Source organism: Acinetobacter sp. WCHAc060025, from assembly GCF_004209355.1.
In the GTDB taxonomy this organism is placed as follows: Bacteria; Pseudomonadota; Gammaproteobacteria; order Pseudomonadales; family Moraxellaceae; genus Acinetobacter; species Acinetobacter wuhouensis.
In genome coordinates this window covers 244,796-255,394 of sequence record NZ_SGSX01000003.1, presented here as the reverse complement: position 1 = coordinate 255,394, position 10,599 = coordinate 244,796, and the positions used below count along the sequence as shown (strand labels likewise).

The 10,599-nt window shown below is 36.1% G+C and carries 11 protein-coding genes; 3 read left to right on the top strand and 8 right to left on the bottom strand.

Annotation, left to right across the window (positions count from 1 at the left end; translation table 11 throughout):
* Positions 1–88: 88 nt before the first annotated feature.
* On the bottom strand, positions 89–1,462 hold the full coding sequence (locus tag EXE09_RS04030; protein WP_130116421.1) for a dihydrolipoyl dehydrogenase: 1,374 nt from the start codon (positions 1,460–1,462) through the stop codon (positions 89–91).
* Positions 1,463–1,602: 140 nt separating this feature from the next.
* Between EXE09_RS04030 and EXE09_RS04025 the strand changes: the two genes are divergently transcribed.
* On the top strand, positions 1,603–3,315 hold the full coding sequence (locus tag EXE09_RS04025; protein WP_130116420.1) for a hypothetical protein: 1,713 nt from the start codon (positions 1,603–1,605) through the stop codon (positions 3,313–3,315).
* Positions 3,316–3,623: 308 nt separating this feature from the next.
* Here EXE09_RS04025 and EXE09_RS04020 read toward each other — a convergent pair whose 3' ends face one another.
* From EXE09_RS04020 to thyA, 4 genes are all read right to left on the bottom strand, one after another.
* On the bottom strand, positions 3,624–4,064 hold the full coding sequence (locus EXE09_RS04020) for an META domain-containing protein (RefSeq protein WP_130116419.1): 441 nt from the start codon (positions 4,062–4,064) through the stop codon (positions 3,624–3,626).
* 92 nt (positions 4,065–4,156) lie between these two features.
* Positions 4,157–5,218 (bottom strand): DUF4105 domain-containing protein, encoded by a 1,062-nt coding sequence (locus tag EXE09_RS04015; protein ID WP_130116418.1) that lies wholly within the window; start codon positions 5,216–5,218, stop codon positions 4,157–4,159.
* A gap of 29 nt (positions 5,219–5,247) precedes the next feature.
* On the bottom strand, positions 5,248–5,760 hold the full coding sequence (locus EXE09_RS04010; protein WP_130116417.1) for a dihydrofolate reductase: 513 nt from the start codon (positions 5,758–5,760) through the stop codon (positions 5,248–5,250).
* 118 nt (positions 5,761–5,878) lie between these two features.
* Complete coding sequence (gene thyA / locus EXE09_RS04005; protein ID WP_068975504.1) at positions 5,879–6,721, bottom strand: thymidylate synthase; 843 nt, start codon at positions 6,719–6,721, stop codon at positions 5,879–5,881.
* A gap of 218 nt (positions 6,722–6,939) precedes the next feature.
* On the opposite strand from thyA, the gene EXE09_RS04000 reads away from it, so the two are divergent.
* Together EXE09_RS04000 and EXE09_RS03995 are read left to right on the top strand one after the other, a co-directional pair.
* Positions 6,940–7,740: a YwqG family protein gene (locus EXE09_RS04000; protein WP_130116416.1), complete on the top strand. Its 801-nt coding sequence runs from the start codon at positions 6,940–6,942 to the stop codon at positions 7,738–7,740.
* Positions 7,741–8,162: 422 nt separating this feature from the next.
* Entirely contained in the window at positions 8,163–8,687 is a 525-nt protein-coding gene (locus tag EXE09_RS03995) for a CHAP domain-containing protein (protein ID WP_130112865.1), read from the top strand.
* A 186-nt stretch (positions 8,688–8,873) separates the two neighbouring features.
* Here the strand turns inward: EXE09_RS03995 and EXE09_RS03990 are convergent, their stop codons facing one another.
* From EXE09_RS03990 to lgt, 3 genes are all read right to left on the bottom strand, one after another.
* Positions 8,874–9,245, bottom strand: coding sequence for a hypothetical protein (locus tag EXE09_RS03990; protein ID WP_130116431.1), 372 nt, complete (start codon positions 9,243–9,245; stop codon positions 8,874–8,876).
* A complete protein-coding gene (locus EXE09_RS03985) occupies positions 9,245–9,643 on the bottom strand; it encodes a hypothetical protein (RefSeq protein ID WP_130112866.1) in 399 nt (132 codons plus the stop codon). The genes EXE09_RS03990 and EXE09_RS03985 overlap by 1 nt, the downstream gene beginning before the upstream one ends.
* Before the next feature lie 87 nt (positions 9,644–9,730).
* The gene (gene lgt, locus EXE09_RS03980; RefSeq protein WP_087552376.1) at positions 9,731–10,549 is read right to left on the bottom strand and encodes a prolipoprotein diacylglyceryl transferase; all 819 of its coding nucleotides are present in this window, start codon (positions 10,547–10,549) and stop codon (positions 9,731–9,733) included.
* Positions 10,550–10,599 lie beyond the last annotated feature (50 nt).

Below are 10,599 nucleotides of genomic sequence, written 5' to 3'. Positions count from 1 at the left end.
AATATAAATGTAATTGTTGGTATTTATGTAAAAAAAGAGCTTCTATTATTCAATTGAAGCCCATATTTACATTGATATTTACAATATATTATTGTAGTTGTCTTCTTGCATGTTTCAATGCAGTACGTAATCCTTCTTCTAGTGTTGGATGGTAAAAAGGTTTTTTAAGAATATCATCAATTGTTAATTCTTCACTGATCATCCAAGAGAGTAGATGTGCCATGTGTTCTGCGGATTCTACAAATAATTCAGCACCTAAAAGCTTTCTTGAATTTTTGTCTACATACACTTCTATCGCGCCTTTATTTTTTCCTAAAACCAAAGCACGCCCCTGTTTTTCATAGGAAACAAAGCCAGTTATAAACTCAATGTTTGATTTGGTTAGATTTGTATAACTTTGCCCAACAATTGCCATTTCTGGATTGCTAAACACAATACCTAAAGGTGTTAACGTATTTAGATTGCTTACTTTGGGAAAATTCAAACAACTAGAGATGACTTCACGTCCTTCATTGGCTGCTTCATGTTGTAATGGTGTTTGAGTAAAAGCATCACCAATGATAAAGATCGGTAGTGACGACAATTGTTTACTTTTTAGATCAATTGGAAGTTTTTTTAGGTCTGAAAAAGCAGGATCAATATTTTCTAAAGCTAAGCTGGGTAAATGTGTATTACGCCCAGTAGCATTTAAAATATAGTCTACATGGATGGATTTAGACTGATTATTCTCAGTAAAGATGATTTCTACACCGGATTCAATATTCTTTACATCGCTTGGTAAAACTTCAAATTTGATATTCAATTCTTTTGTTAGTTCTGTTTGGGCAATGTTTTGCAAATTTGGACTGCTGAGTACGCCGACCTTTTTACTACGCGCAAATATTGTCGTTTCAACACCTAAACGATGCATTGCTTGTGCCAATTCTATTGCGATTACACCACTACCTATGACCGCAATTGATTTTGGTAAAGTATTTAACTCGAATATTTCATCCGAAGTCATGAGCTTATCGCCAATTTCATTTTTCCAATTTTGGTCGTAGCTTGGTGTTGAACCGACAGCGATAATAAATGATTTTGCTCTGTATTGTTCTCCATTTACTTCAATGGTATTCGGATTGATAAATTTAGCTTCACCTGAAATTTTGTGTTCTGGATTCCAGCTTTCAACGTCTCTAAGTGTTGCTCGGGTAAAGCGATTACGCAAAGTTTGTACATGTTCCATTACTTGGCTTGTATCTATTTCAGATTTTACGTTTAAACCGACTTCTTGAGCATTTTGAATATCATGCATTCTATTTGCTGTAGAAATGAGTACTTTACTAGGCATACAACCGACTCGGGCACAGGTAGTATCCCAAGGACCTTTATTGATGATAAGGACATCTTGAGTATGTTTAATTGCTTCTTTATAAGCACTTATGCCTGCTGTTCCCGCACCGATAATAATAATGTCGTACATATATTAACCTGATTTTAAACAATAAAAATTACATAAAAAAACATTTATAAATAGCATATTTACACCTGTAAATATCTATGGTTACATAGCAGGCAAATTATACAAATACAAATTTAAGGTTTCTTCAGTTGGGTAAAGTTATGGATACTAGAAAATTTACTGGAAAGTTAAGTGCAATTGCTATTTCAATTTTGTTAGCGAGTTGTGGTGGGGGAGATGGTTATTATGGTAAAAGTGGTTCACCAGCTGGCGATGGTGATACAACAACAATTCCAAAACCTGTTGCAACAAATTATCACATCGTAATGAATTCATCTAAGCCAACACTTAATGTGATTGGAGATAAAGCGACGTTAACTGTTAAATTAGTCGATGTTAATGGTGGTGGAGTTTCAGCACAAAATGTGTCATTGGCAATTGAAGATACGCAAAATAATGGGATAACTATTGCCGGTACATCAACCAGTGTAACGGATGAGCTTGGAAATGCTGTATTTAACTTAGAATTAAATGGTGCAAATATAAAAAATATTGATGATTTGGTTGCTAAAGGTGTGAGACTGACTGCTCAGTTTGTAGACACATCTGAAAAAATTACCTCACAAACAATGTTATTGAATGTATCTAATTCTGTTAGTGGTGTTGAAGCTTTATTACATTTAAATCTATCAACCAATAAACCAACATTAGTTGTCACTGGTGACTCAGCACTTATTACAGTAAAAGCCGTAGATGAGAATGGTGGTGGTGTTAGTGGTCAGTCTATTTCACTCGCAGTGTTAGATACTAAGACCAACTTAGTCACTATTTCTGGTGCATCTGTTATCACAACGAATGATGAAGGTAATGCTACATTTACGATAGTCTTACCAAGCTCGAGTGGTAGTGTTGCTGATAATCTAATAAAAAATGGTATTACACTGAATGCATCTATTAAAGATAGTAACGGTGTTACTACTTTACAATCTACTAAGTTAAACGTTACTTCAGCTGTAGTAACGCAGCCAGTAGGAAATATCACGTTTGGTCGTTCAGGTGTGATCTCAAAGAATCCTGCGGAAACTTATTATACAGAGTCATTGTCTGCACATATCGTAGACATAGATGGTAAACCAATAGCAAATCAAACGGTAACGATGAGTATTGATTTTCTTCAAGCTTATGAAGGTGTATTTAAGCTAAAGCAAGAACTCGATAATATTCGACAAAATGATGTATTAACTTTAAAGACTAAGTCTGCTCAAGCTTCGGCAAAGTTACAACAAGCGAATAGTGAATTAGCTGATTTACAAAGCCAATTAGCTGATAGTAAATCAGAGTTAGATAAGCAAAAGGCAATAGATCCAGCAACAGCTGACTCTAAGGCTGCAATAATTACGCTTAATAATTTAATCGCTGATTTAAATGGTAAAATTTCAGTAAAAAAATCAGAGATAAATGCATTTCAAGCAACAGTTACAGCTCTACAAGCTGGAGTTGATGCTTTAACTGGTTTGGTGATAGCTCCTCGAACACCAGTCAAATGTGCAATTGCAGCGACAAAGCCTATTGCTACAGGTTTTGTTTCACCAGATGGCACGATTACTCCTACATTTACATACACTTCCGATTCTACTGGTAAATTTGATTTTAAAGTTAACTATTTGAGAAGTTATGCTGGTTGGCAAAGTGTTCAGCTAAATGCTGATGTGAAGGTGAGTGGTAGCTCTTTAAGATCTAGTATGAATTATGGTTTAGGTATCATGAAAGTAGATAGTGATTCAGATGCAGGACAACCTTTTGATGCCAGTCCATATGGAACGAATTGTCCATTTGTAAAACCTTGGCAAGGTATTATGGATGCATTTAAATAAAAAAAACAGCGCCTCGGCGCTGTTTTTTATTTCACAGATGTCCCCATACTGACACCGACAGTCGGTCTTACATTCATTGAACTACAAGCTGAAAGCAGTAAACATGCGATCACGACAGTTGCTAAAATTTTCATAAAGACAGCCAAATACTAAAACAAAACTCTATTTTAAATTGGAATAATGGATGGGGTATGTATTAAAAGTATTGTTTCTATCCCGTATTTATGACTAAAAGTATGCCAAAAACAAAAAAGCCAAAATCTAAATGTGTAGACTTTGGCTTTAGATTATATTTAATGATTTGGTACTTATTGAATCTTATACTCTAAAACACGATTTCCATATTGATCGAGCAATTTCAAAGTTTTGTCATAGACTTGATAGCCTTTCACCTTATTCAACGCTTCAGTATATTGCCCTGCAAGTTGCATCGTATTTTGACAATACATATTGGTCGCACCCAATTGCCCAAGCGTGATGTGCTGTCCTTTAATCGCATACTGTCCCATGAGACGATTACAACCATCTGAACCACTGACACGTAAGTCAGAACCAAACTGAATACTTGGATTATTACGTGCATTTGGATCAGCTTTAAATTCAGTCGCACCAATATAAGTGAGTTCCCAATTTTTATTTTGTAATAAGGCTAAATTTTGAGCTTGTTGATCTGAATTAGGTGTAGTTGTACAAGCTGTTATCAATAAGCTTGCGGTCACAATTGAAGTTGAAATTAGTTTTTTTAACATAAACGATCTCTTTAATTTCAATAAATTTATCTACATAGAAAATAAATGAAATTTCTGGTCTGAGCAAATTTAAATATACAACTTGCGATTACTCATTTCTCTAAAGGTTGGGGTAAACCAAGACGAACGACTTTTGAAAAATTGGTACTGTTCTGATATTTAAAATGTGCATATCTCGCAGTTCTTGGGTTGATATGTGCATTTTTATACCATTCTTTCATTGACCATTGATGACTAAGCGCACCTAAATCATATAAATAATTTGGTAAATAACCTGAAGCAAATAAACGATAATCAGAAGGAAGTTTTTTAGGGCTAATAGCTTGAATCATATCAAAAACCAAAGTTGTACAGTTACTTGTTAGCGTGTTGTACCATTTTGGATTTTTAGCTAAACCATCGGATTTTGATAAGTATTCTTCAAACAGTGCTTTGCTTTCTGCTTTGGGTAATTGAATGGGAAAGAAGTAGACTTGTTCACCGCGAATATTACTGCGTGTATAGACAATATCTTTTTCATCTGCGGCAATTAGGCTCAACTCAAACTGTCGAAAAAAACCACCGATGGCAGAAAAGCTTTCAGTTTTCTCTTTGCGGATTTCTATTGAAAAAACTAATGGTTTTTGATCTGAAAAATTAAAACTAACCAAGGTATGCGCGATTTGAGGTCCCATCCAATAGGAAGTAATGATATTGACCCCAGTGATGTGATCTAAATTAAATGTTCGAGTATCCCATTGTTCGTCATACTGTGTTTCTGAATGCCAGTTAAAATTACGGACATTGTGAATGGTGACTAGATTTCCTTGTTTTTCATAGCTAAAAATACGAGAGACTTCAGGACTCCATTGACGATCTTGTTTGGCTGGAATATTGAAATACCACAATAGACTGATCAGAAAAGCCGCTATGTAGATCAAAGAATCTGTTTTTCGACTAAACAGATTTTTTGTAAAATAGATTCCTAGAATACTAAAAGCGAAAATAACCCAAAGCGCGATGATGATATAACCCACCACTTGTCCTAAAGGTTGTTGTATCCATATCGCTAAACAAAACCAGAGTGATGTTAGAACAATGAAAAGCCCAAAAAGGGAATGGAGCAAGCCCATTAAAATGGTATGCATTACTGATTTTCTATTTACACTGTTCATAACATGCTATTTTTATTTATTAAACAGCCCTATTTTCGGTAAGTTGCAAACTCAAATGCAATGGCAGTTTTGTCATCAATATGTGATTCAGTTGCGACTTTTTTAAATTCAGCAGGAATTTCTGGGTAATGTGCATCGCCTTGTACATCCAGCTCAACATGAGTGAGTTCTAAACGATCTGCAATGTTGATGGTTTGTTTGAAAATTTCACCACCACCGATGATAAAGATTGTATTCGGTTTTTCCGAAGTTAAAACATCAGGAATAGCTTGTTCTAGTGCTGATTCAATTGAGTCCGCAGTTTTTACACCTTCAAAAGCCCAGTTTGGATCACGAGTAATCACCCAGTTGACACGTTTCGGTAGAGCACGTCCCATCGATTCAAGGGTTTTACGTCCCATTACCACCACACCGCCTTGGGTGATTTCTTTAAAGTGTTTTAGGTCGGCTGAAATATGCCAAGGAAGATCGTTGCCTTTGCCGATACAATGTTGCTGATCCATTGCAACCACATGCACAATTTCAAAATTTTTAAATGTCATAATTAACTCGTTTTTTAATCCCTCCCACCCCCCTTTGTCAAAGGGAGGAGTTTAAGAGAGGAGAATATTTTTAAAGAGGGATTTAGGGGAATTCAATTAATGTGGTGTTATTTTAAAATTAAACCGCAACAGGAGCTTTAATCGCAGGATGCGATTCATAACCGACAATTTCAATATCTTCAAATTTAAAATCGAAAATGTCTTTGATTTCAGGATTGAGTTTCAATTGACATAAAGGCAAGGGTTCACGGGTCAATTGTAATTGCGCTTGTTCAAAATGGTTGGCATATAAATGTGTATCACCACCAGTCCAAACGAAGTCGCCTACACCTAAGCCACATACTTGCGCGATCATGTGTGTGAGTAGGGCATAGCTTGCAATATTAAACGGCACACCTAAAAACACATCTGCGCTACGTTGATACAGTTGGCAAGATAACTTTCCATCTTGAACGAAGAACTGGAACAAGGTATGGCAAGGTGGCAAAGCCACTTTTCCAGCTTCATTTGGATTCCAACCAGATACGATTAAACGACGCGAGTTTGGATTGGTTTTGATTTCATTGACCAACCAACTGATTTGATCAAAGCCGTCATTTTCAAACAAACCATCCTCTTTTTTAGTCGCACCAAAGTTACGCCATTGATGACCATAGACAGGGCCCAATTCACCTTCAGGACGTCCAAAACGAGCCGTTTGTTCAGCAGTTGACCATTCATCCCAAATTGACACTTTATTGTCTTTTAAATACTGAACATTGGTATCACCTTTCAAAAACCATAACAGTTCAATCACGATTGAACGGAAATGCACTTTTTTTGTGGTGAGAAGTGGAAAGCCTTTGGATAAATCAAAACGCATTTGGTGACCAAATACAGAACGTGTACCTGTACCAGTACGATCACCTTTGTCACCGCCATTGTCTAGGATATGTTGTAAAAGGTCTAAATACGCTTTCATAGATGTTCCAAGTTGAGGAGAGTAAGCATGGTCAAAACTTATCTATAAGACAAGTCATGTCGCGTTGCTACTTTTCCGTAATATTTTTGAATAGCTAGAGAGTTTATACTAATCTCATGGTCTTTTTAACTATGATATTTTTTTAGTTTGTGACCTAACTTTAAAAAGCCGATTTAAATCGAATTTACAATCAAACCTAAGATGAAGAGAGATAACAAATGAGTATAGATTTGAATGAACTTCCTGCTTGCCTACAACCCTATAAGGAACAAATTGTAGCAACTCAAAAAGACAGTATTGAAATCAATCTATCTGCTGCTGATCAGTTAAGTCTTTGGCAAAGTAAAGTGGGTGGACATCCATATTTACCGATTGGGCAACAATACCCACAAAGTTTAGAGGGTGAAAATTTACAATTGTTGGCACAGATTAATTTTGCTGAATTGCCTGAAAATGATCAGTATCCGAAGTCAGGAATCCTGCAATTTTTTATCAATCCAAATGATGATTTATATGGTTTGGACTTCGATGATCAACAAAAACAAGATGGTTTTCGGGTTATTTTTTATGACACGGTTCAGCAAGATGATTCAGCATTGGTACAAGATTTTCCTGTATTGGGGGATGATGCCTATAGCCCAGTTTCAGGTCAATCCGCTGTGCAATTTGAAAAAGCGGTTAGCTATATTGATCTGAATAATTTTGATTTTGCGAGTAAAGTCACTGATCCTTATGATAAAGAGGATGATGAGAGCGAAGAGTTTTGTGATGAATATAGTGAAGTGATCTCTGCAAATGGTCATCGTCTCGGCGGTTATCCATTCTTCACTCAGTCTGATCCACGTGAATATAATGAGGATATTCAAGACTATGTCTTACTGTTGCAGATTGATACGGATGATACAGACGGTATAGAGATTATGTGGGGTGATTCAGGTGTAGGGAATTTCTTTATCCATCCAGATGATCTTAAAAAGCGTGATTTTTCCAAAGTGCTGTATAACTGGGATTGTTATTAATTCGCATTGCTGTATCACATTTGTTATTGGTTGTTTGAGGGAAAGCTTATGAGAAATTCATAAGCTTTTTTATTTTAAAATAGAAATTTAGATGCGTTTTAAGCAGAAATTAAAAATATAAATGTGACTTAACTGACAGTTTAATTGATTGATTAGATTCATGAAATATTTTACCAATACGACTTAAAATTCATTGGTTGGTTAAAAAACAACCAATTAAAAGTGTTTTGTATACTTTGTAAATTCAGTAGTTTCAGTGAGTTGGGGTATTTCAAATGAGATTTATTAACACTTACATATTTTTTTACATGTTTTAAGTCTACATTTTAAGGTTTGCTGATTAGTATTCATGGCTTGTGAATTGTTTTGTTGGTTTGAACAAGGCTGTTTGGATCAATTGAAAGGGCTGTTGAGGACGCTACATGATTTATGACCACAATGTGAATATGAATGAATACGTGAATCCCACGGTAAATGTTCAGATTCGATCAGAAAACAATAATAAATTTAACCCAGAGCAATTTTTAAAAAATAAAGCATTTGAAAATTATAAAAATCAAAATGATGAGAACAATCAGTTTAAGTTTTTGGATATTTCAAAGTTTACTGAAAAGTTAGTGAGCATGTCTCGAAGCACTACTGCGCATCGTTGTGCACGATATGTACGTATTGCACTTCAGTCAGCAGGGGCTCGTTTTACGGATCATCCAATTGCAGCATCAGATTGGGGTTCAACATTAACAGAGATTGGTTATAAGCAAATTCGTCCAGCCTTTGATAATCCACAAGAAGGTGATATTTACATCATTAACCGTACCAGTCGCCATCGTTATGGGCATATTGCTGGGTTTACAGGCTCTCAGTGGGTGTCGGATTATAGACAGCGTAGCCATGATGTGTATAAAGATCCAAACGTGACTTATGAATATTATCGTTTACCTAGCTGATCGCTTTTATTTTCAAATGTGCTGTTATAAATAGACTTCTTACATAATTACTTTGTGGTTGTAGAAAGTTATTTAATGTGATGTAAGACGTGTGTTTATCTAGTTTGATATAGTGTGGTGTTCGTCGATATAAAAAGAAGTTATTCACTGAATAGCTTCTTTTTTTTGAGAATCTAGAAACTTTTGTTATTCAAATCGCTTGGCTCGATTTTGATAAATAGACACAATGAATAAACCTAATGCACTAAAGCCAATCGCTTGTATGGCGGTAAAGAGTTTGTGTTGAGGTGCTAATAAACAGATCACTAAAATTACAGCAACAATAGGTGCAATAGAAAACAGAACTTTAAAGCCTTTTGCATAAGGATTATTTTCAGAAATTTTAAGGCTTTGTTGGTGTAATAAATGTGCTACAACACCAATCCCTAAGCAAATCATCGTGAGTGTTGTACTGAGTTTTTCAATGCCTGAGCAATAGTAAATAATGCCACAGACGACGATTGAACTGATCAGCTTTATTTCACGAGTACAGCGTTCAGAGTACCAAAACTCCAACATCATTTTGACTCTGATTTTGTTTCTGGCGAAGTTGTGTTTTGGTGCAGTAATGATAAAGGTGAAAAAATACATACTGCTAATGCCATGAAAGCAATACCTTGTGCACCTGGAATCAGAATTTCGCCATTGTTCATATTTTTAAAGACCAGTGCCAAAACTAAAGCCAATGGAATCCAAGTGAGTAGGCGGTAAAAAATTCCTGTTGGATTCTTTGCAGCAAAGTGAATTTTGCAATAACGGCAAATCAAGAAAATAATCCCTGTTCCTGCAAAAAGTAAAATATTGTCCAATGTTAAAGGCTGGTAAAGATATAAACCAATGCTGACACATGCCAGTAAAACCAGAAAGGCTAATTTTTTTGCAACAGAAACGGTAGGATTAAACCAAAATTCAAGCATGGTAATGTCAAAATATTGAGATGCTGATAATTTAACATAAAAAAGGTGAAGCCACTGCTTCACCTTTTATGCCTTAATGTAGCTTTATTAAGTATTTCGTTGTGGACCCCAGTCGAAGATTTTCTTTTGGTAGGCATACCAGATGAGCCATAGACCAATCAGAATCATTGGCAATGATAGAATTTGTCCTTTGGTCATCCATCCAAACAAGATATAGCCTTGATCTGCATCAGGTTCACGGAAGAATTCCATAAAGAAGCGTGCGCAGCCATAGCCCATCAGGAATATCGCAGAAACCGCGTAACGTGGACGAGGTTTAGCACTGTAGAACCAAAGGATAATGAACAGCAGTAATCCTTCACACAAGGCTTGGTAAATTTGTGATGGGTGACGGATTAACTGTAATGGATCAGTTGGGAAGATCATGCCTAAAGCAAAGTTAGGATCAGTGACTTGGCGACCATACAGTTCGCCACCAATGAAGTTACCAATTCGCCCAAACATCAGACCTGTAGGTACACATGGGGCAATAAAGTCTAAAGTTTCAAACCATGTTTTCTTATATTTATGGCACCAGAGTAACATGGCAATCATCACACCGAGAAAACCGCCGTGAAAACTCATGCCGCCAGTCCAAACTTTAAAGAGCCAAATTGGATCTGCTAAGAATTTTCCAAACTCATAAAACAGTACATAACCGATACGACCACCAAGTACCACGCCTAATGCACCATAGAACACGAGATCAGAAACCATTTCAGAGTTCCAATTGTCACGCTTTTTGGCACGATAAGTCGCGAGTCCCCACGCACAGAGAAATGCGAGAAGATACATCAGTCCATACCAATGAACTTTGAGTGGACCCAGTTCGAGTGCTACAGGGTCAATATTCGGGTAGGTCAGCATTCCTAATCCTTTGAAATTATATTTTGCACAGATTTTAGCTGAAACATATT

Bases quoted from the DNA above. Each gene is read 5' to 3' on its own strand.
- EXE09_RS03990 (WP_130116431.1), bottom strand. From the start codon at position 9,245: ATGTTGGAGTTTTGGTACTCTGAACGCTGTACTCGTGAAATAAAGCTG.
- lgt (WP_087552376.1), bottom strand. From the start codon at position 10,549: ATGCTGACCTACCCGAATATTGACCCTGTAGCACTCGAACTGGGTCCA.
- EXE09_RS04000 (WP_130116416.1), top strand. From the start codon at position 6,940: ATGAGTATAGATTTGAATGAACTTCCTGCTTGCCTACAACCCTATAAG.
- EXE09_RS04010 (WP_130116417.1), bottom strand. From the start codon at position 5,760: ATGACATTTAAAAATTTTGAAATTGTGCATGTGGTTGCAATGGATCAG.
- EXE09_RS04030 (WP_130116421.1), bottom strand. From the start codon at position 1,462: ATGTACGACATTATTATTATCGGTGCGGGAACAGCAGGCATAAGTGCT.
- EXE09_RS04020 (WP_130116419.1), bottom strand. From the start codon at position 4,064: ATGTTAAAAAAACTAATTTCAACTTCAATTGTGACCGCAAGCTTATTG.
- thyA (WP_068975504.1), bottom strand. From the start codon at position 6,721: ATGAAAGCGTATTTAGACCTTTTACAACATATCCTAGACAATGGCGGT.
- EXE09_RS03995 (WP_130112865.1), top strand. From the start codon at position 8,163: ATGATTTATGACCACAATGTGAATATGAATGAATACGTGAATCCCACG.
- EXE09_RS04015 (WP_130116418.1), bottom strand. From the start codon at position 5,218: ATGAACAGTGTAAATAGAAAATCAGTAATGCATACCATTTTAATGGGC.
- EXE09_RS04025 (WP_130116420.1), top strand. From the start codon at position 1,603: ATGGATACTAGAAAATTTACTGGAAAGTTAAGTGCAATTGCTATTTCA.
- EXE09_RS03985 (WP_130112866.1), bottom strand. From the start codon at position 9,643: ATGCTTGAATTTTGGTTTAATCCTACCGTTTCTGTTGCAAAAAAATTA.